The organism is Gammaproteobacteria bacterium (genome assembly GCA_041395725.1).
Lineage (GTDB): Bacteria > Pseudomonadota > Gammaproteobacteria > Pseudomonadales > Pseudohongiellaceae > NORP240.
This window is the reverse complement of sequence record JAWKZW010000001.1, coordinates 2,102,069-2,121,484: the sequence shown is the minus strand read 5'-3', so window position 1 is coordinate 2,121,484 and position 19,416 is coordinate 2,102,069. Positions and strand designations below refer to the sequence as shown.

Here is a 19,416-nt window from a genome sequence, read left to right as displayed (position 1 = left end):
TTTCATTCATCGCCCTTTTTCTGCTTGATAAGCTTGACCTCTTTTACCATTTTCGCGAAGTTCCGACCTTGAGAACGTTTCTCCGCCAAAGACGCAGTAGCGTGGGCATTTTCACGCAGTAACTTCTTGTAATTGGCGAGACGACGACTGTCGAAGCCATTTTCCTCTATTGCACGTAGCACGGCACAGCCGGGTTCTGCTTCGTGCTGACAATCAGCGAACCGGCAATGTTCTGCCAGTAGTGCAATGTCGTCGAAAACAGCCCCGATCGACTGCTCAATCTCAGCCACCCTCAGCTCCCGCATACCCGGAACGTCAACAAGGAGCCCGCCGGACGGCAACCTGTGCAACTCCCGGTGTGTTGTAGTATGGCGCCCCTTCTTGTCGTTATCGCGGATCTCGCTGGTAGCACTGAGCGAGTGGCCTGCCAGGGTATTTAAAAGCGTTGACTTGCCCACGCCGGAAGAACCAACCAGTGCAACGGTAGTGGTGGTACCGACCCAGGAGCGAACCGCATCGAGGGTAGCGGGGTCAAGGGCATTCACTGCCTCAACGGGCACGCCAGCCTGCGTGCTTCGTGCACGGCGGATAAAGCTGTCCGCATCGTCTGCCAGATCGGCTTTCGTGAGAACGATAACCGGCATCGCGCCAGCCTCTGCACACAGGGCCAGGTAACGTTCCAGTCGCGACTCCTTAAACTCCTCATTGCAGGACGTGACAATAAAGAGAATATCGATATTAGCGGCGATGGGTTGCAGTTCATTGCCTCCGCCGGAGCCCAGGCGTTTAAACAGGCTTTTACGCTCCAGCACCTTTTCAATTTTTGCCAGTGACTCATCCAGCACAACCCAGTCGCCTACCGTCGGCCGGTCAAGGGCAGTGGATTGTCGCAATGCGGTCGCCAGCTCCACACTTCTCTCACCTGAGCCACAGACAACCGTGCTTCTTGATCGCTGGACTGACGTCACGCGCGCCAATCGATTGTGCAACAGGTCAATGTCTGCCAGTTGCTGAATGAAGAAAGGTACGAGACCGAGCTGCTGCAAAAAGTCACTCATAGTGGAGATCCATGGCCTGTCGTAACGCCGTTTGCGACCGGCACTGTCGCGAGGGTGTAGTTTACCTGGCCGCCGCTGATAGCCCGCTTGCCCTCAGGAGTCAGAACACAACTTTCTTCGCCAGAAATCACAGCAACCTGAGAACAAGCAGGTAAGCGAGCCCCAGCAGGGTCCACACGATCATCGGGACGAGCCCCAGCATCGCCATGCCTTGGGCACTATCCGTTGGATCGGGAAAGAATTCAGACCAAAGCAGGCTCACCGTGACGGCACCGGCAAACAGTGTGACCAGGATACCCGGAAGACTTAACGATACAAGTAATACGCAGACGATTTTAAGGGCCGTGGACATACTTGTTGCGGTATCGACTCCAGCTGAAACGGGTGCGGGATGTCACGCCTGCGGGTGAACTAAAGACTCGCCCTGCTCAGACGTTAGCCGACCTGATCATCCAGGCTCAGCCCGTTCTGCGCCAGCTGTACTGCTTTGACAATGGCCCTGGCCTTGTTCTGGGTTTCTTCCCATTCTGACGTGGGGACCGAGTCGGCGACGATGCCTGCACCGGCCTGAACGTACAGCGTGCCGTTTTTGATTACCGCCGTGCGGATAGCGATAGCCATGTCCATGTTGCCATTCCAGCCCAGGTAGCCCATGGCGCCACCGTAAATACCCCGCTTGACCGGCTCCAGCTCGTCGATGATCTCCATGGCACGCACCTTGGGTGCACCGCTCAATGTACCCACCGGTAAAGTCGCCTTCAGCACGTCCAGGGCAGTTTTATCCTCGCGGATTTCGCTCTCAACAATGGAGGCAATGTGCATGACGTGGGAGTATCGTTCCACGAACATCTTGCTCGGCACCTTCACACTGCCGGTCTTCGAGACCCGACCCGAATCATTACGGCTCAGGTCGATCAGCATCAGGTGCTCCGCGATTTCCTTTTCGTCAGCCAGCAGCTCCTTCTCCAGTGCCAGGTCTTCCTCTTCAGTCCTGCCCCGGCGGCGAGTACCGGCCAAAGGCCTTACCGTCACCTTGCCCGATTCCACCCGGGCCAGTATCTCCGGTGACGCACTGGCCACCTGGTGATCACCCAGCTCGAAATACACCATATAGGGGGAAGGATTAAGATGCCGCAGAGCGCGGTAAACATTCAGCGCTTCCCCCTCAAAGGGCACCGACATCCGCTGTGCCAGTACTACCTGCATGACGTCGCCCGCTACGATGTAATCCTTGATACGACGAACTGCGTCCTCGAACGGTTGTTGCCGAAAGCTGGACTTGAAGTCGTCAGCCTTTACAGGCGTACCCACACAGTTGGCAGGTAAATCGACAGGGTTCGACAGGGCCGCTTCCAGCTCATCAAGTCTCGCCTGGGCCAGCTGATAGGCTTCTGGCTGCGCCGGGTCCACATTGAGGGTAAAAAGGATAGTGCCTTTCAGGTTGTCGAACACCACCACTTCTTCCGACAGCATAAGCAGCACTTCGGGACTGCCGATCTCGTCCCGGCCCCGGGCCGGGCCGATTACCGGTTCGACGTAGCGGACACTGTCGTAACAGAAATAACCAACCAGCCCGCCGGAAAACCGCAGCGTGTCATCCAGGTCGGCCACCCTGAAGCGGTTCTGGAATTCCGCGACAAACTCGAAGGGGTCGTCACGTTCAACCTGTTCCACCTGCCGGCCATCGGTCTCAACGGAAATCTGCTTATCGACCACCCGCAGTACAGTGCGGCAAGGCAGCCCGATGATGGAGTAACGCCCCCACTTTTCGCCGCCCTGGACTGACTCGAACAGGTAGCTGTACTTACCCTTGCCCAGCTTGAGATAGGTACTCAGCGGCGTTTCCATGTCGGCCAGCACTTCCCGCGTCACCGGAATACGGTTATAGCCCTGCTGCGCCAGTGTGTTGAATTGCTGCTCTTTCATGGTAGGTCGCTATCGCCAGTCTACAGGTCACTTACTGCCGTCGCCGCGGGCCAGTTCTGTCCGCAGGGCTGCGATGGTCGCGGCATAATCATCGCTATTGAAGATGGCCGAGCCGGCCACGAACATGTCCGCTCCAGCCGCGGCAATCTCCGCGATATTGTTAACTCCGACGCCGCCGTCCACTTCCAGGCGGATCGGGTAGCCGCTGTCATCGATAATCCGCCGTACCTGTTGCAGCTTCGGCAATGTCGACGGGATAAACTTCTGTCCGCCGAACCCCGGGTTAACCGACATCAGCAGAATGACATCCAGTTTGTCCAGCAGGTATTGCAGGCAGTCGATGCTGCTGCCCGGGTTGAAGACCAGGCCGGCTTTGCAGCCAAGGTCTCTGATCAGCTGCAGCGAACGATCCACATGGTAACTCGCCTCCGGGTGAAAGCTGATGTAATCGGCCCCGGCTTCAGCAAAATCCTCAATCAGCCTGTCAACCGGCGTCACCATCAGGTGCACATCGATCGGTGCGGTAATCTGATGCTTGCGCAGCGCCTTGCAGACCATGGGGCCGATAGTCAGGTTGGGCACATAATGGTTGTCCATGACATCGAAATGCACTACGTCGGCGCCTGCGCTGAGCACCGCGTTAACCTCGTCCCCCAGCCGGGCGAAATCCGCACTGAGAATGGAGGGTGCAATTAGATAGTCTTTCATAGTTTCCCTGACTGTGGCTGGTCTCGAAACTTGCCTGCCCGTTTACTTTGCTGATCTGTTCAGTCACCTGGCTGCAAACACGGCAAATAGCTGCGCTGCCAGCCAGACGGGCGACATTTTACCGGGTTTGCGCGTAGAAGTATTCCTCGACGAACTGACGGCCCGGGGAACGGAGCTTCCTCCTGGCAGAATAAGGCATGGGATCATTTTCCGCAGCCTTGGGGGTCGTGCAATGACCTCACGCCCCGATGGTGCTGAGCCAGCGCCGCCAGACCAGGGATCAGGCCCGCATTTTGCGGCTGCCGCTCAGCACCTCATAGGCCTCCCTGATATTGGCGAACTGTTCCTGAGCCTTCTGCAGAGCCTCGGCAGAGAGTTTCTGGGTGATCAGTTTATCAGGGTGGTGTCGGGATACCAGCCGCAGGTAGGCGCGCTTGATTTCTCGCGCTTCGGCACCGGGAGTGAGCTGCAGTACCGTGTAGGCCTTGCTAAGCCTGGAGTCCGTGGTGAGGGTGGAATATTCGCCGTACGGCAACCGGCCCAGGCAGATTTCTTCGTATTCGGGCTTGCTGAAGCCGCAGATCTCGGCCACATCCCTCAGCAGGATACGCTGTTGCAGGCCAATTCCCCCGTCCAGGCTGGCTGCATCTCCCAGGGTTTTGACAAAAAGCCGTGCCAGATCGCTGCGACGTCCGATAAAGCGCATCAGGGCCCTTGTCGCGTCTTTGACCGGCGCCGTAATAGGCTTGCCTTCATTAAAATAACCGATCGCCAGTTGCCGGGCGGCTGGGTCAAGTCCCAGTAACAGCATGATCCGATTGCAGTTATGGATCGCTTCAGCGGTTACCTGCCCATCCATTCTGGCGAGCCGGCCGAACAGCATGAAAATCGCCCGGTTAAAGGTGTTGGCCGTACGGCCTCCATCGGGCACGACGATTCCCCGCCCCTCGCCACTAAGGCGCGCGGTGATGGCTTTCTTATACCCCGAATGCAGTAACGATTGCAGCATGAGTCACTCCACAGTCCTCCTGCTCTCTATATCGTTCAATTGTCGAAATCTTTCAGGGGTTCCGATGTCAATCCAGGTACCGGTAAAAACCTCGCCTTTGACCCTGCCCTCGCCGATGGCCTGATTGAGCACTGGCAACAGCGGCAGAGGCCCTGCCGGTTGCGCCGTGAACAGCGCTTTATGAAGCACGCTGATGCCGCTGAAGGTCAGTCGCTCGTCCAGTTGCTGATGCTCTGCGTTTATGCGCCCCGTGCTGCCGAGGTAGAAGTCACCAGCGCGATGGTGCTCGGTGTTGGGAACCAGCACCAGATGCGCCAGGTTGTCGCTGCCGTCCAAGGGCTGAAGGCTGGCAAAAGGGAAATCCGTCCACACGTCGGCGTTCACCACCACGAAGCAGTCGTCTTCAAGCAAGGGTAACGCCTTGATGATACCGCCGGCAGTTTCCAGCCTCAGGGTCTCGCGGGAATACTGGATGGCAGCGCCCAGCCGGGCGCCGTCGCCCAGGTGACTTTCTATCTGGTCACCGTGGTAGCAATGGTTGATCACGATGTCGTGGATACCATTGGCGACCAGGCGCTCAATCTGATGCTGGATAAGGCTCTTGCCCGCCACCAGCAACAGTGGCTTGGGCAGATTGTCGGTCAGCGGCCGCATACGCTTGCCCAGGCCCGCCGCCAGAATCATCGCTTTCATAACTGTCCTGCAGGAAGCCGCTCCTTCGCCAGTGGCAGAATGCGCTGGCGGAACCAGTCGACCAGTTCCCCGAGTTCCGCGTAGTTAACTGCCACTTCCATAAAGTACCGCATCGTCTGTGGAATATCGGCCAGAAACTGAGGTTTGTTATCGCGGATACACAGGCGGGCAAATATCCCCATCACCTTCAGGTTGCGTTGCAGTCCCATAAGATCGAATTGCCGGAAAAATTCTGCCTCGTCCAGGCCTGCTATAACCTGCCTGTCCTCGGCCTGTTGCCGGTAATAGCGTGCCAGTTCCTGTACCTGGGCAAGCGGCCAGCTGATGTAACAATCCCGCAACAGGGAGACGAGATCATAGGTGTAGGCCCCGACGACAGCGTCCTGGAAATCAATTACTGCTGGAACGGATTCCGGCCCATAACGGGTCGGATCAGGAATCATCAGGTTGCGTGAATGGTAGTCACGGTGCACCACCACCTGAGTCTGGCCGAGGGCGTTGGCCGCCAGAAAATGCTGGCTGGCCTGGATCAGCCCCTGCTCTTCCGCAGACAGCTGCAGTTCCAGGAACCGACCGCAAAACCAGTCCGGGAACAGTTGCATCTCACGATGCAGCAGCGCGCTGTCATAAGGGGGGAAGCCGTCGGGCGGAACATTTTTCTGCAGCGTTACCAGTGTATCAATGGCGCGCCGGTAAAGACCATTGACCAGCTGAGGGGACTGCCGGTCCTGCTGTAACGCCTGCAGGTAAAGCGCGTCACCGAAATCTTCCTGCAACATAAAGCCGTGTTGAAATTCCACGGCAAGAACCCGTGGAGTCACCATGCCCCCAGCCCGCAGGGCATCGGCAATGCGCACGAAGCCGGGATTGTCTTCTGTCTCTGGAGGTGCGTCTACGACGATAAAACTGTTATCCGGCAGTCGGGCGCGGAAATAACGTCTGAAGCTGGCGTCGCCGCTGAGACTTTGTAAAGGCACAGTCACGGCGGGCTCGTTGGTCAGGCGGGCGATTTCCCGGTGTGCCCAGGCGGTCAGCTCGGCTTCTCTGCTCATCGACTGATGCCACTTGCCAAAATAACGGCATCATCACTGACCGGGGACCCCTGAAGTGATTTGTCACCTGCCACGACTCTGGCTGAGGCATCCCTGTCTGTCTTCCGTGCCCGCATCTGTCCCCTTTGCCCGCTATCCTTGTCTGCAATTGAAAGCCGATAGAAACAGGTATTCACTGCTCACCACTTCGCAGCTTGGCCAGATGCGCAGTCAACCACTCATTCAACGGCTCCGGCCGACCGGCCTCACATTCGATCTGATAGAGCCGGCCGGTCCAGGAGCTCTTGGTTGCCAGGTTCTCGATAAAATCCTCGGCTGTCTTTGCGTAACGCTTGCCGCGGCGCAGCTTCAACCGCATATGATCGGCAGCTGCGGCTGAATCGTGGGTACTGCCGTTGCGGTGGAACGTACAACCACTCTGTTCGACCGTCATCACCAGGGCCTGGATTTCCTCTTGCGGCTCCAGGGCCAGCGCTAACGGTGGCGCCAATAAAATAATGATCGTTCCCAAAAAGGGTAAAACCTTCATTTCTCAAACCTCTTCCAGCATCAACTTCAGGATCAGCGGATTGTGGTCGGATGAGCGGACCTGTTCGGTATAGCTGGCGGTTACCTGGAGTCCCCTGACGAAGACATGATCGAGCGGGTTACCCATAAACCTTTTCCGATAATCCGGACTGAACGTCACTGAATCAAAGCCGAGATTTGCCGTAATCTCCTTCAACACATTCCACCTGGAGAGTTTCCAGGTATTGAAATCTCCTGACAGAATCATCGGCCCGTCATGTTGCGCCATCACCGCCGCCAGGTCCTCTAACTGCCGGGCAAAATCGGCCAGGCCAAAGGCGAAATTAATCTGATGCACATTTACCAACAGCAGATCCTGACTGGACTCAGCCAGGCGATAGCGGGTGATGCTGGCCGCCTTCGGCGTGTTCAGCCAGGGCTCCTGGTGCTGAAGGCTGCACAGAATTCCGGGGGCGGATCGACTCAGAGTCATAACCCCGCTGCCGGCTTCCGCGGTCTGGTAGCCAGGTGAAAATGACCAGAAACGAAAATCTTCCTGCCGGCGGGGAAGCATCTCCTCGGAGAGTACTGCTTCCTGCAACATCACCAGATGGGCATCTTTAGTCAGCCGCCTGAGGTCACGGCGCCAGCCAGAGTTACTGCCCTTCTCAATATTCCAGCTGACCAGTGAGATTTCCCGGCCCCGCAACGCCTCTCTTACCGGCGCACCGTCGTTGCTGCCCACCGCCTGGTAACAGGCCGCCTGCGTATCAAGTTGCAGAGCACCATGGTTTGCTTCGCCCGCCTGGGCGGTGTGCAACAGGGAAACCAGCAAAGCTGAGCTGATCAATAGGAAGACTTCTTTCATGGGTGCGTCAGATTCTTTGCAGCGCATTGGCAGAACTTCCCGGCCAATGGTTTCAGAGTTCAGAAAAGGTGTGGAGCGGATAAAATTTATTGCTGCTCAGAGTACCAAGTTTACCTCCTGTTTTCCACTTCGACTAATGAACGGTGCTCATTCAATCCCCTGAGCCTGCTGTCCGGTTCTGTGCTGGCCGACACCCGGATTTCCGCCGGAGGGCTGATAAATGAGATCCGTAACCAGGTTCAGGCTCAGACAGACCTGGTGTCGCCGGGGGACGGGTCACTGCCATGGCGAACCACGCCGTGGTGCCGGAATTCTCCTCGAAATGCACAATATTGACGACGACTCTGCCAATGGCGCGGGCCGTTTCGATTGCTGGTGGTGTCGAAATTCCGCTGGTCGTTGGATTAAGCCTGTCAACGGTACTGAACTTCGACATCCTGGATCCGGAGAACTGCAGCCGCTGCCAGGGGACCCTCAGGACCACTATCCTGCAGCCCTCCTTCGAGAACCTGATTGCCTGACTGGGATGCCAAAGTGCGGCTTTAAGGGGCTAAGTCGCGCACCGGCCTATCAGCAGAAGTTCCGGGAAGAGACCTATCTGCGGTCAGCGCCAGCCTTAAGCTGATACAGCGTTCCGCAAATTATTCACAGCCTGAAATCCCGCGATCTGCTAACATGACAGATCTAATCCGGGCGGAATTCAGCACCGTGACCCAACGTATTTTGCTCTTGGACCTTGTCTGGAGACAATCATGACTGACCAGGTAGTAGTAGTCGACACTCAGCTCGTCGAGAAACACAAACTCGAGTTACGCCACCTCACAGTGGAGGATTACGACGGTATCGTTGCCCTGCAGGATGAAATCTACAGTGCCATGGGCGGGCACTGGCCGTTGAAGAAATTTCAGGCCCAGCTGGATGTATTCCCGGAGGGTCAGTTCTGCCTGGTGGACAAGGGTAAAGTAATCGCAGCGGCGTTCTCGCTGATCGTCGATTACGACCGCTTCGGGGACAAACACACCTATAATGAAATCACCGGTGATGCCTACCTGACCACCCATGATCCGAAAGGGGACGTACTCTATGGCATCGAAGTTATGGTGTCTCCCCGGTATCGCGGCCTGCGGCTGGGCCGTCGCCTGTACGATGCCCGCAAGGAGCTGTGCCGAAACCTGAATCTGAAATCCATTATCGCCGGTGGCAGGATCCCCAACTACAGCAAGTACTCTGACGAACTGACTCCCTATGAGTACATTGAAAAAGTCAAATCCAAGGATATCTTCGACCCGATCCTGACCTTTCAGCTGTCCAACGGGTTTGAGGTCAAACAGATACTCAAATCCTATCTACCGGAAGATAGGGAATCAAAGGGATTCGCCACTCTGCTGCAGTGGCACAATATCTATTACGACGCTGAGTCAGATCAGCTCATCGGGGTCACCAAGTCAACCGCAAGGGTCGGGCTGGTCCAGTGGCAGATGCGCTACTTCAATGACGTAAAGGAACTGCTGCAGCAGGTCGAATATTTCATTGATGCATTGTCCAGTTACCAGTGCGACGTGGCGGTATTCCCGGAATTTTTTAACGCCCCCCTGATGGGTCTGGCAGAAAAACCGGAGTCCTCGATCGATTCGATCTGGCATCTGGCTGAATATACCGAGCAACTTTACACCGCCATCTCGCGACTTTCTGTCAGCTATAACATCAATGTGGTTGCCGGTTCCATGCCAATAATAGAAAACGACGAACTCTATAACGTCAGCTTTCTGTGCCGTCGTGACGGGACCGTAGACAAACAGTACAAAATACACCCGACCCCACACGAGAAGCGAGACTGGGTAATGCAGGGTGGGGACGAACTCAAAGTTTTCGATACGGACTTTGGTAAAGTCGGAATTCTGATCTGCTACGATGTGGAGTTCCCGGAGCTTTCCCGGCTGCTCTCGGAAAAGGAAGTGCAGATCCTGTTCGTACCCTTCTGGACCGACACTAAGAATGGTTATCTACGTGTGCGTCGCTGTTCCCAGGCCCGAGCCATTGAAAATGAATGTTACGTGGCGATAGCCGGCAGTGTAGGCAACCTGCCGAAGGTGGACAACGTGGATATTCAGTACGGCCACTCCGCCGTGTTTTCACCCTCGGATTTTGCCTTTCCCCATGACGCCATCGTGTCGGAAACCACGCCCAACACCGAGATGATGCTGATCGTCGACCTTGACTTTGAAAAGCTGAAAGCGCTGCAGAACGAGGGATCAGTGCGTAACTACCTGGACCGCAGGCGTGAGCTTTACAAGGTCGTTTGGACCGGTCCCAAACGGGTGTAATACAGATCGGACGCGGCTGGCCGGCCTGTCGAATTCAATTGCCCGATGTTTTCGGTACTCAAATAGGACACCCACAGTTTAGTTGGTTAGAACGTTGTCGTCCTTCTCAAGCCAGTAGCGAACTCATGAGACTCAAATAGGACACCCACAGTTTAGTTTACTCAAATAGGACACCCACAGTTTAGTTTACTCAAATAGGACACCCACAGTTTAGTTGGTTAGAACGTTGTCGTCCTTCTCAAGCCAGTAGCTACAAACATTAGGATCTATTACTGAAAATCAGGATAGAGAATTTCATCCTCAGCAATTCTTAAAGCAAACGTGATTAATTCTTGCTTAGTAAATTCCATCTATCTGTTGGAATTATTGTTTCAAACAATTGGAGAGAATAAATCAAGAACAAGGGTAATGATAAAATCCTTGTGCCGCTTTTAATCCGTGAAGCCAGCGCTGATTACTTCTTCTCGCCAGTTTTCTTATTTGATTAACACGACCCAGGGCCCGATAAAAGCGCCTGCCAAACTGTTCCGTGTTTTCCACCCAATTTTTCTCTACTACGTTCAATCTCTTAAGAATCGGTTCTACTTGCGCGGGTATAGCTCCTCGTTTGTCGTGGCGGATAGCTCTGCCTGTCCAGTCAACCAATTCGAAGTAATCCAAGCTTTGAATGGGAATTTTATCTCTTGAATCTGGTCCCCCAGGGCTTTTCAAAGGCTTGAGCCAAGTTTTTTTGCCCTTCGATTGCGAGGATGACCAATCACGGAGTCGCTCCTGGATTGACGTGAAATCTGAGGACTCCAACGTATCACAAATCTCTGCCCTGATCGGGTTCAGATCAACATAGGCCATACAGCTGATCAATGCGGCCTCATTCAGTAGGGCCTGGCTCTTGAAACGGCCCTCCCAGAAGCGACCCGTGCAATTGTCTTCAGCATTGGCCTGCCTGGCGATGGCTTCATTCAGACAACGCATATACCAACTCAGGTCCGATAATCGCGATCGCCAAACTTCCACGAGTGAAAGCAATGCTTTCGATTCCCAGGCCGTCAGCGATTCGCCTGCCAGGTGTTTCCTGGCCAGTTCTGGTCCTTTAAACAGCAGAAGCCAACGCTCTATCACTTCTTTGTCGGACAACCCGGTGGCGGCCTGAGAATCTATACACAAAACCAGATGAAAGTGATTGGACATGATTGCGTAGGCGCAGACGTCAATAGCAAAAGCTGAGGAAAGCCGTTTGATACGATCAAGAATCCACTGTTTACGGTGATCGAAGTTTCGACCGGTGCAGCTATCCCTACCGCACAGAAATGCCCGGCGCACGCAGCGGGAAATGCAGTGATAGTAAGGCGTGGTACCGGGATCGACCAGGCGATATCGGGCTAAGGGCATCGGTTCCTCCGTGAACCAGAAACACTTACTAACAGTTATAGTCGATATCGGAATATATGCTAAATAAACACAAAAAATCTGTGGGTGTCCTGATTATTCTACTGATTATTCTACTTTTTTGGGTGTCCTATTTATTTTTTTGCTATTTATTGTGTTCTTCCTGGGAAGACTATGTCAGAGCACGTCAGGTAACAGTCGCGCAAGACAGATCAAGATAAAGCCGGGTGGCAGAGCCTGCTGCCACTCTGAAGTCTCCGGGCAGATGCGGCAGCTGGCAATTAATTGTCTTCTTGTTTATCAAAACGCCGCTCTTCACCAGGGCGTCGATCAGACCCCAACGATTCCATCCAGTGCGGGTAAGGCGCGGGTAGCTGGCTCACGGCACCCAGGGCTTCTAGTTCCTTATCAGTAAGCTGGACCGCCACTGCGCCCAGGTTATCCTCCAGTTGATCAAGTCGCCGCGCGCCGATAATCACACTGGTTACGGCGTCGTTCGCCAGTATCCAGGCCAGGGCCACCTGCGCCGGGCTGACGGCTTTCTCGCTGGCGATACGGACCAGCACATCGACGATGTCGTAGCCCTTTTCCCGATCAATGGGCGGAAAATCAAAACTGGCACGACGCCCCTCACCCTCAGACTGCCTGGTGAACTTGCCACTGAGAAACCCACCCGCCAGGGGGCTCCACACCAGCAGACCCAGACCCTGATTCTCGATCAGCGGGATTGTATCCCGCTCCAGTTCGCGGCCCACCAGCGAATAGTAGGACTGGGTGGTTTTAAACGTTTCCAGCCCCTGCGCACGGGAAATACCCAGGGCTTTCATGAGTTCCCAGGCGGGCAGATTGGAGCAGCCGATGTATCGCACCTTACCCTGGCGGACAAGGTCGTCCAGTGCGCGCAGGGTATCTTCCAGGCTGGTGTACTCGTCCCACCTGTGGATCTGGAACAGATCGATGTAGTCGGTGTCGAGACGCTTGAGGCTGGCCTCCACGCTTTGCATGATGTGCAGGCGTGACAACCCCACGTCGTTGGGGCCGGGGCCCATTCGGCCTCGCACCTTGGTGGCCAGTACCACGTCGTGGCGTTTGCCCCGCAGCGCCTTGCCGGTCATGATCTCCGATTCGCCGGCCGAATAGACATTGGCGGTATCGATAAAATTAATGCCCTGGTCCAGGGCTCGTCCCACCAGCGCGTCAGCTTCCGACTGATGCAGCCCGCCGATTGTTTCCCAGATCTGCCCCTGGCCGCCGAAAGTCATCGTGCCAAGGCAAAGTTCAGAAACAAAAACGCCGGTATCGGCCAAGTTTCGGTATTTCATGTGACGCTCCTGCGCTTCGGTGGGTGAATTTCAGCAGCCACTATACCGGTCCGCACACGGCAAGCAAAGTGCGCCACCGGATCGACCGCTCCGACACCGGACACAACCGTACTGACCCTTGGCCGGGCTGTGCAGGGTGCCCGGGTGGCACGCAGCCAGGCACTGCGAGGGGGCGATACTTTCTTGTGAATGGCAGGATGAGCAGTCCTTCTTCTGGATTCTTGTGGTAACGTTGAAAAAGAGAAACCGGTCCGTCAGCAACGGGGCAGCGTCTGGTCGGCAAAGTCAAAGTTCAGAGGCTTTGTACACGGCTGACGGGGAGCTGCACCAGGACTGTTATAGATCCTTGGTGTCATCTTGCGACTGAACTTGCCAAGCACTGCCACCAACAATAATATCGACGCTTTGTCTCTGCGCCTCACATATTGGCGCCAACTGTAACAAAGCGCCTGCGGGGTTCAGCCAACCATGAAACGACTTTCCCAGCTTTTACTCGTCTCACTGCTCTGGACCCTGCTTGCCGGTATGGCGCAGGCCCAGCAGCAGGCTACCCAGCCGGCAACCGATGGCAATGAGAATCAGCGGGAACGTCTGGACGACCGCCTGGCGAATATCAACCGGCAACAGTCCCTGCTGGAGGCAATTGCCGCGCGCTCACCCGCTGACAATCCAGAGGTCAACAGAGCCCTGCAAAACCGGTTGAACCAGGAACGGATCGACCTGATTGCCCAGCAGCTGGCATTCGCCAGGGCAGTAGCCGGAATAAAGGACCAGACCGAACTCTACGAGGAGTATGCAGACGGTGCGAGGGCGTATCTGGACGACAACCTGCGCATCGCCACCGGAGCGTGGGGGCAGCTGGAACAGAATGTTGTGTACCCCGATGCGAGTCTGTCCGCCGTGGAACAGACGACGGCCAATCGCCGTTTTTTTGACAATCTGCGCACCGCCGATCGCCTGGTCGCCCAGGCAGCTGACAGCCTGGCAGCCATGGTAGAGCTGGACTACAACACTGACGCGGCGCAAAGCACCTATCTGGAAAGCCTGGAGCGACGCGCCGTCAGCCTGTCTGTGTACCTGAACCTGGCTCAGCAGCAGGTGGTGGACAAAAGAGCCGCTTCCGGCACCCTGCCAAGTGATTCTGACCTGGCGGCCCAGGTGAGCCTGGCCGTGGCGCGGGTCAATGCCATCGCCGATTCACTGCAGGACGTGGTAGCCGAGCTTGACGCACTGGACGCAGAAACCGCGGAGTTCCGTGAGCAGTTGGTAGTCACTACCGGAGCCATTACGTCGGATGCCTTCGATACCCAGATTCTCGGCGACCTGTTGGCCAGCTGGAGCGAGCAGGCATTGGATTACGCCATCAATGAAGGTCCTGACCTGGTGATCGGTGTAGTGGTCTTTCTGATCGTACTGATTGTCGCCTTCAAACTGTCCCGGGTGGCCAGGCGAATGATGGAGCGGGGCCTGGAACGATCAAAACTGAAATTGTCCGAACTGCTGCGCCGCATGATCGTTTCCACGGCAGGGAATCTGGTACTGGTGCTGGGTATCTTGTTCGCACTGGCACAGATTGGCATATCCCTTGGCCCACTGCTCGCCGGCTTGGGTATTGCCGGTTTCATCATCGGTTTCGCCCTGCAGGACTCACTCTCAAATTTCGCGTCTGGAATGATGATTCTTTTTTATCGGCCCTACGACGTCGGCGATGTGGTCGAGCTGAACGGCATGGCCGGCAAAGTCGCCCAGATGAGTCTGGTTAACACCACCATCCATACGTTTGATAACCAGCGCATCATCATGCCGAATTCCATGATCTGGGGCGGCATCATCAAGAATGTCACCGCTCAGAAGGTCAGGCGCGTGGACATGGTGTTCGGCATAGCCTATTCGGATGACATAGAGAAGGCCGAGAACATTTTGAAAGAGATCGTCTCCAGGCATGAACTGGTGCTGCCGGAACCGGAACCGGTAATCCGGCTCAATGAGCTGGCGGACTCCTCGGTCAATTTTATTGTGCGTCCGTGGAGCAGGACAGAAGATTACTGGACCGTCTATTGGGACATCATCCGCGAGGTGAAACTGCGGTTTGACCGTGAGGGGATCTCCATACCCTTTCCGCAGCGGGAACTGCATCTTGTTACCGCTCCCAGTCAGTCGGCGGCCCTGCCTCCGACGGAACCCGCCAGGCCCACTGCGAAGCGCCGTAGTAAGAGTAAAAAAAAGGTGGCGCCCGGCCCTGGTGATGGCGAAACGGTGGGATACCCAGAGACGGACGATACGCTCAACACCGATCCAAGGTGAAGGCCCGGACAAAATGCTTTATCATGCGAGCCCTGTCTAACCAGAGACCAGGCACTGTCGGCGCACTGATCCATCCGTGACCCTGGCCCGACCGAAATCAGCCAGAATTCCGAAAGATGTCAGCAAAAAAACATCGTCTCAGCGCCAGATATTCCGTCATCTTTTCAGCGGGGTTGCTGGCTCTGCAGTCCTCTCCGCCCGCTCAGGGCCAGGACGGTAACATTTTCGACTGCCACCCCAACGACAGTGGTGACGGCTGGATCTGCACCAGTACATTACCATTCCAGCCAGCCCCGGCCCCAGCCAACGGTAACAGCGACAATCGAGACCCCGGTGGCGCGGTCGGTATCAGACCAACCCAGGTCACCCCCCCTGACCGAGCCATACCCGGCCCGGTGGCATCCAGAGGCGTGAACCCATCCCGCACCGCCCCGCCGGCGAATCGAGGTAACGAGCTGGACTGGGTACCCAGGGATCAGCTGAGCCCGGGCGAGCTCGCCGGCATTCCGGATAACTGCTGCGGTGCCTTCATCGAGCCGGCCAGAGAGCCTGGCAGCACCACTGAGAGCCCTGCCGGTGCGCCGATCCAATTTACCACCGAGCGGGGTTTCACCCGCCTGCCGGATGACACCCTTAGTATCAACGGCGTCGTGCAGGTTCGTCAGGGGAGCCGCACCGTCAACAACGATCAGGCAACCACCATCAGCGGCGCAGACCGCTCGGTGCTGATGGAAGGCAACGTGGAGTTCCGCGAACCGGGCGTATTGATGCGAGGCAGCTCGGCATTCATCGATTCCCAGGCCACGAGCAGTCGTCTGGGCAATGCCCGGTATGTGCTCCATGCCAGCGGAACCCATGGTAGAGCCGAGAGCATCGTGTATTCTTCCGAGAGCAATCTGCTGACCATCACCAATGGTGAATTCAGCCGCTGCGAACCGGGAAGTGAATTCTGGCAGCTCAGTGCCAGCAGCATTGTGATCGACCAGCAGGCCGGCCGTGGCTACGCCAAGGGAACCAGTTTGCGAATACGTGACTTTCCCGTGTTCTACTTCCCATTCACTTTGACATTCCCTCTCAGCGACGAACGGGTATCCGGTTTTCTGGCACCCAGCATTGGCTCGACCCGGGATGGCGGCACCGATCTGCAGGCACCCTACTACCTGAACCTCGCCCCGAATTACGATGCCACACTGGCGCCACGCCTGATCTCCGACCGGGGTCTGCTCGTCAACGGTGAAGCCCGCTACCTGGCGAACTGGTCCATGAATACCTTGAATGTTTCCCATCTTGCCGGCGACAAACGGTACCAGGCGGACAGCACCGGTACCCCTGACATCGAACGACCGCCTCAGGAAAATCGCTGGTTTATCGGTTTCGAGCATACCGGCAGAATTGGCGACAACCTGACGACCTATGTCGATTACAACGCCGTCAGCGACTATGCCTACTTCGACGATTTCGGCGGCAGCGGCCTCAACGTGTCCAGTCGCACGAATCTGAACCGCCAGGGTCGAGTGAATTTTCGCAGCGATCTGCTGCAGGCCAGCCTCAACGTACAGCGAAACCAGGTGCTGGACCCATTCCTCGATTCACGGTTCTCACTGTCAGATCTGACCCGCCCCTTCGACCGTCTGCCACAGATGAAACTCAGCAGCGATCTGCCGATCCTGGGTGATCTTCGTTTCGGACTGGATGCAGAATTTACCAGCTTCGACCGGAACCTGACCGAGTCGCTGCTGAGCCAGGAACAGATTCAGGCCGGCGCGCTGGTAACCGGCAATCGGGTCAATCTGGAGCCTCGGATAAGCTTGGCACTGGAAACCCCCGGATGGTTTGTCAGGCCCACGGCCAAGTACCACCATATTGGCTATGACCTGCAGGATCAGGGTATTTATACCGAGGAAGACCCGGAAATCGGCGTAGCCGTGATGAGCCTCGATACCGGGCTTGTTTTTGAACGCCCGATGCAGTTTGGCAACGGCTTTACCCAGACCCTTGAACCCCGGCTTTACTACCTGAACAGTGAGTTCGAAGACCAGAGTACGTTACCGTTGTTCGACACTACTGAGTATAGCTTCAGCTTCAATCAGTTATTTCGCGACGATCGTTTTGCTGGCGGTGACCGGGTGACCAATGCCGACCAGTTGACAGCTGCCGTCACCAGTCGCATCCTCGACAACAACGGCCGGGAACGGGCCCGGGTCAGTCTGGGGCAGATCACCTATTTCGAAGACCGGCAGGTGACTCTGAGCAACCCCCTGCAATCCTGGGTGCCCCTCTATTCCACATCCAGCTCGAGTTCGGCTCTGGTTGGTGAGTTCCGCTACGCGTTCAGCGAGTACTGGCGCCTCGGCGCCGACCTGCAGTGGGATGAGGAACAGCAGGATGTTATCGAGGGTAGTTTCAATTTCAATTTCCAGTCGCCTGATAATCTGATTTTTGATCTTGCCTATCGGTTCCGGGATGTCATTACCCTGCCGGATTTTCTGCTGGGTCCGAATATCGACCCCCGTATCAAGCAAACCGACGCCTCTGTGGTATTGCCATTGAATAATAGTTGGCGACTTCTCGGTCGTTGGAACTATGACCACGCCAATTCCCGGAACCTGGAGACCTTTGCCGGTGTCGAATTCAGTAACTGCTGCACGACAATCCGGGTAATCGCCCGGGAATGGGTGCGGCCTTTCCAGCTTTTTCTGGCCAATGTCGAACCCGACCGGGGGGTGTTCTTTCAGTTCACCCTGCATGGTCTGGGCAATATCACCGGCGGGGGACTGAGCAACCTGTTAAGTGATAGTATCCAGGGATTCCGCGACCCTGATCAGCCCTGATTTTTAAGACCGTCTTTAGATAACCAGACTTTATGAACACACTTTATGAATAGACACACTTACCGGTTTACCGACTGGCGCAAGCCAGCCGTTCTGTTAGTCGCGCCTTTGATGGCACTGTGCCTGATGACACTCTCTCTGGACTCCCAGGCCCAGCGCATCAGCCTGGACAGGGTAATCGCCATTGTCGATGACGACGTCATACTGCAGAGCCAGCTGGACTCCCGGCTTGCGGAAATACTTGCCCAGGCCAGGCAGGCCAACCGACCGCTGCCCCCCATGGAGGAGCTGCGGAAAGAATTGCTGGACATCCTGGTCCTGGAAAGCATCCAGTTACAGATGGCCGAGCGCGCCAGTATCCGCTTCGACGACGATACCCTGAACCGGGTGATGGCCAATCTCGCACAGCAGAGCAACCTGAGCTTCGACGAGTATATCTCCGCGCTCCAACAGGCAGGCGTGTACCGCCAGACCCGGGAGCAGGTGCGCCGGGAACTGACCCTGCAGGAACTGCAGCGGGGCCTGGTCAATCGCCGCATCAACATTACCGAGCAGGAAATTGAGAACTTCCTCAACTCGGAGATGGGGCGTGCGGCCATGGCGCCCGACTATCTGGTCGAGGATCTGTTGATTCCGATCAACGAAGGGGATTCACGTCAGGTAGTTGAAGAAAAACTGCAATTTGCCTCTCAACTGGTCTCGCTCGCCGAAAACGGCGTGGACTTTCAGGAACTGGTTGCTGAAGCACGGCTGAACCGACGCTTTCAGGTAGGCTCGACCAGCCTGGGCTGGCGCCGGCTGGAGCAGATTCCAAGTCTGTTCGCGGAACTGGTACCGGACATGCGGGTCGGCCAGGTGACGGGGCCGGTTCGGGCCGGCAATGGGTTCCATATTATCGAACTGGCTGACATGCGGGGCGGAACCGACCGGGTAGTGAATCAGACCCATATTCGTCACATTATGGTCTCTCCCAATGAAATCCGCACCGACGAGCAGGCTCAGGCGCTGGTTTCACGCCTGCGGGAACGTATCATCAGCGGGGAGGACTTTGAGAACCTGGCCCGGCAGAATTCCGACGACGCCTCTTCGGTCGTAGCCGGCGGTGACCTGGACTGGGTAAACGAAGGCGGCATGCCTCCGGAAATGGAAGTTGTGGTAGACGAGCTGGAAATCGGCGAATTGAGCGAACCCTTCCGCACTGCCACGGGCTGGCACATCGCCGAGGTACTGGGCCGCCGGGAGCGGGACCTGAGCCAGCAGTTCAGCAGATCACAGGCCGAAAATGCCTTGCGCAACCGCAAATTCGACCTGGAGCTGCAGAATTGGCTGATAGAGATTCGCGAGTCTGCATTCGTCGAATTCAAAGAGTAGAACCACGACATCGCCGGTAATACGGCTTCGGTAGTAGCGCAACGACGCTGGACCAAG

The 19,416-nt window shown here is 56.3% G+C and carries 16 protein-coding genes; 5 read left to right on the top strand and 11 right to left on the bottom strand.

What is annotated here, in order from left to right:
* Nucleotides 1-2: 2 nt before the first annotated feature.
* From rsgA to R3F50_09335, 9 genes are all read right to left on the bottom strand, one after another.
* Complete coding sequence (gene rsgA, locus R3F50_09375) at nt 3-1,058, bottom strand: ribosome small subunit-dependent GTPase A (GenBank protein ID MEZ5490513.1); 1,056 nt, start codon at nt 1,056-1,058, stop codon at nt 3-5.
* 127 nt (nt 1,059-1,185) lie between these two features.
* Complete coding sequence (locus R3F50_09370; GenBank protein MEZ5490512.1) at nt 1,186-1,410, bottom strand: hypothetical protein; 225 nt, start codon at nt 1,408-1,410, stop codon at nt 1,186-1,188.
* Nucleotides 1,411-1,493: 83 nt separating this feature from the next.
* A complete protein-coding gene (gene trpE / locus R3F50_09365) occupies nt 1,494-2,984 on the bottom strand; it encodes an anthranilate synthase component I (protein MEZ5490511.1) in 1,491 nt (496 codons plus the stop codon).
* A gap of 27 nt (nt 2,985-3,011) precedes the next feature.
* A complete protein-coding gene (gene rpe, locus R3F50_09360; GenBank protein MEZ5490510.1) occupies nt 3,012-3,692 on the bottom strand; it encodes a ribulose-phosphate 3-epimerase in 681 nt (226 codons plus the stop codon).
* A 280-nt stretch (nt 3,693-3,972) separates the two neighbouring features.
* The gene (locus R3F50_09355) at nt 3,973-4,701 is read right to left on the bottom strand and encodes a DnaJ domain-containing protein (GenBank protein MEZ5490509.1); all 729 of its coding nucleotides are present in this window, start codon (nt 4,699-4,701) and stop codon (nt 3,973-3,975) included.
* A gap of 3 nt (nt 4,702-4,704) precedes the next feature.
* Nucleotides 4,705-5,394, bottom strand: a complete 690-nt coding sequence (locus R3F50_09350; protein ID MEZ5490508.1) for a nucleotidyltransferase family protein — start codon at nt 5,392-5,394, stop codon at nt 4,705-4,707.
* On the bottom strand, nt 5,391-6,446 hold the full coding sequence (locus R3F50_09345; protein ID MEZ5490507.1) for a phosphotransferase: 1,056 nt from the start codon (nt 6,444-6,446) through the stop codon (nt 5,391-5,393). The genes R3F50_09350 and R3F50_09345 overlap by 4 nt, the downstream gene beginning before the upstream one ends.
* A gap of 172 nt (nt 6,447-6,618) precedes the next feature.
* Entirely contained in the window at nt 6,619-6,975 is a 357-nt protein-coding gene (locus tag R3F50_09340) for a DUF5329 domain-containing protein (protein MEZ5490506.1), read from the bottom strand.
* Between the two features lie 3 nt (nt 6,976-6,978).
* Nucleotides 6,979-7,848 carry an endonuclease/exonuclease/phosphatase family protein gene (locus tag R3F50_09335; GenBank protein MEZ5490505.1) on the bottom strand — a complete coding sequence of 290 codons (870 nt, stop codon included), beginning with the start codon at nt 7,846-7,848 and terminating at the stop codon, nt 6,979-6,981.
* Between the two features lie 257 nt (nt 7,849-8,105).
* Between R3F50_09335 and R3F50_09330 the strand changes: the two genes are divergently transcribed.
* Together R3F50_09330 and R3F50_09325 are read left to right on the top strand one after the other, a co-directional pair.
* Nucleotides 8,106-8,342 (top strand): hypothetical protein, encoded by a 237-nt coding sequence (locus R3F50_09330; GenBank protein ID MEZ5490504.1) that lies wholly within the window; start codon nt 8,106-8,108, stop codon nt 8,340-8,342.
* Between the two features lie 231 nt (nt 8,343-8,573).
* A complete protein-coding gene (locus R3F50_09325) occupies nt 8,574-10,145 on the top strand; it encodes a carbon-nitrogen hydrolase family protein (protein ID MEZ5490503.1) in 1,572 nt (523 codons plus the stop codon).
* 393 nt (nt 10,146-10,538) lie between these two features.
* On the opposite strand, the gene R3F50_09320 is transcribed toward R3F50_09325, so the two are convergent.
* Together R3F50_09320 and R3F50_09315 are read right to left on the bottom strand one after the other, a co-directional pair.
* Nucleotides 10,539-11,534, bottom strand: a complete 996-nt coding sequence (locus tag R3F50_09320; GenBank protein ID MEZ5490502.1) for a transposase — start codon at nt 11,532-11,534, stop codon at nt 10,539-10,541.
* Nucleotides 11,535-11,812: 278 nt separating this feature from the next.
* Nucleotides 11,813-12,853, bottom strand: coding sequence for an aldo/keto reductase (locus R3F50_09315; GenBank protein ID MEZ5490501.1), 1,041 nt, complete (start codon nt 12,851-12,853; stop codon nt 11,813-11,815).
* A gap of 468 nt (nt 12,854-13,321) precedes the next feature.
* Here R3F50_09315 and R3F50_09310 point away from each other — a divergent pair, with 468 nt between their 5' ends.
* From R3F50_09310 to R3F50_09300, 3 genes are all read left to right on the top strand, one after another.
* Nucleotides 13,322-15,157, top strand: a complete 1,836-nt coding sequence (locus R3F50_09310) for a mechanosensitive ion channel family protein (GenBank protein MEZ5490500.1) — start codon at nt 13,322-13,324, stop codon at nt 15,155-15,157.
* Nucleotides 15,158-15,273: 116 nt separating this feature from the next.
* Nucleotides 15,274-17,988 (top strand): LPS-assembly protein LptD, encoded by a 2,715-nt coding sequence (locus R3F50_09305; GenBank protein MEZ5490499.1) that lies wholly within the window; start codon nt 15,274-15,276, stop codon nt 17,986-17,988.
* A 45-nt stretch (nt 17,989-18,033) separates the two neighbouring features.
* On the top strand, nt 18,034-19,359 hold the full coding sequence (locus R3F50_09300; GenBank protein ID MEZ5490498.1) for a peptidylprolyl isomerase: 1,326 nt from the start codon (nt 18,034-18,036) through the stop codon (nt 19,357-19,359).
* Nucleotides 19,360-19,416 lie beyond the last annotated feature (57 nt).

Bases quoted from the DNA above. Each gene is read 5' to 3' on its own strand.
- rsgA (MEZ5490513.1), bottom strand. From the start codon at position 1,058: ATGAGTGACTTTTTGCAGCAGCTCGGTCTCGTACCTTTCTTCATTCAG.
- R3F50_09370 (MEZ5490512.1), bottom strand. From the start codon at position 1,410: ATGTCCACGGCCCTTAAAATCGTCTGCGTATTACTTGTATCGTTAAGT.
- trpE (MEZ5490511.1), bottom strand. From the start codon at position 2,984: ATGAAAGAGCAGCAATTCAACACACTGGCGCAGCAGGGCTATAACCGT.
- rpe (MEZ5490510.1), bottom strand. From the start codon at position 3,692: ATGAAAGACTATCTAATTGCACCCTCCATTCTCAGTGCGGATTTCGCC.
- R3F50_09355 (MEZ5490509.1), bottom strand. From the start codon at position 4,701: ATGCTGCAATCGTTACTGCATTCGGGGTATAAGAAAGCCATCACCGCG.
- R3F50_09350 (MEZ5490508.1), bottom strand. From the start codon at position 5,394: ATGAAAGCGATGATTCTGGCGGCGGGCCTGGGCAAGCGTATGCGGCCG.
- R3F50_09345 (MEZ5490507.1), bottom strand. From the start codon at position 6,446: ATGAGCAGAGAAGCCGAGCTGACCGCCTGGGCACACCGGGAAATCGCC.
- R3F50_09340 (MEZ5490506.1), bottom strand. From the start codon at position 6,975: ATGAAGGTTTTACCCTTTTTGGGAACGATCATTATTTTATTGGCGCCA.
- R3F50_09335 (MEZ5490505.1), bottom strand. From the start codon at position 7,848: ATGCGCTGCAAAGAATCTGACGCACCCATGAAAGAAGTCTTCCTATTG.
- R3F50_09330 (MEZ5490504.1), top strand. From the start codon at position 8,106: ATGGCGAACCACGCCGTGGTGCCGGAATTCTCCTCGAAATGCACAATA.
- R3F50_09325 (MEZ5490503.1), top strand. From the start codon at position 8,574: ATGACTGACCAGGTAGTAGTAGTCGACACTCAGCTCGTCGAGAAACAC.
- R3F50_09320 (MEZ5490502.1), bottom strand. From the start codon at position 11,534: ATGCCCTTAGCCCGATATCGCCTGGTCGATCCCGGTACCACGCCTTAC.
- R3F50_09315 (MEZ5490501.1), bottom strand. From the start codon at position 12,853: ATGAAATACCGAAACTTGGCCGATACCGGCGTTTTTGTTTCTGAACTT.
- R3F50_09310 (MEZ5490500.1), top strand. From the start codon at position 13,322: ATGAAACGACTTTCCCAGCTTTTACTCGTCTCACTGCTCTGGACCCTG.
- R3F50_09305 (MEZ5490499.1), top strand. From the start codon at position 15,274: ATGTCAGCAAAAAAACATCGTCTCAGCGCCAGATATTCCGTCATCTTT.
- R3F50_09300 (MEZ5490498.1), top strand. From the start codon at position 18,034: ATGAATAGACACACTTACCGGTTTACCGACTGGCGCAAGCCAGCCGTT.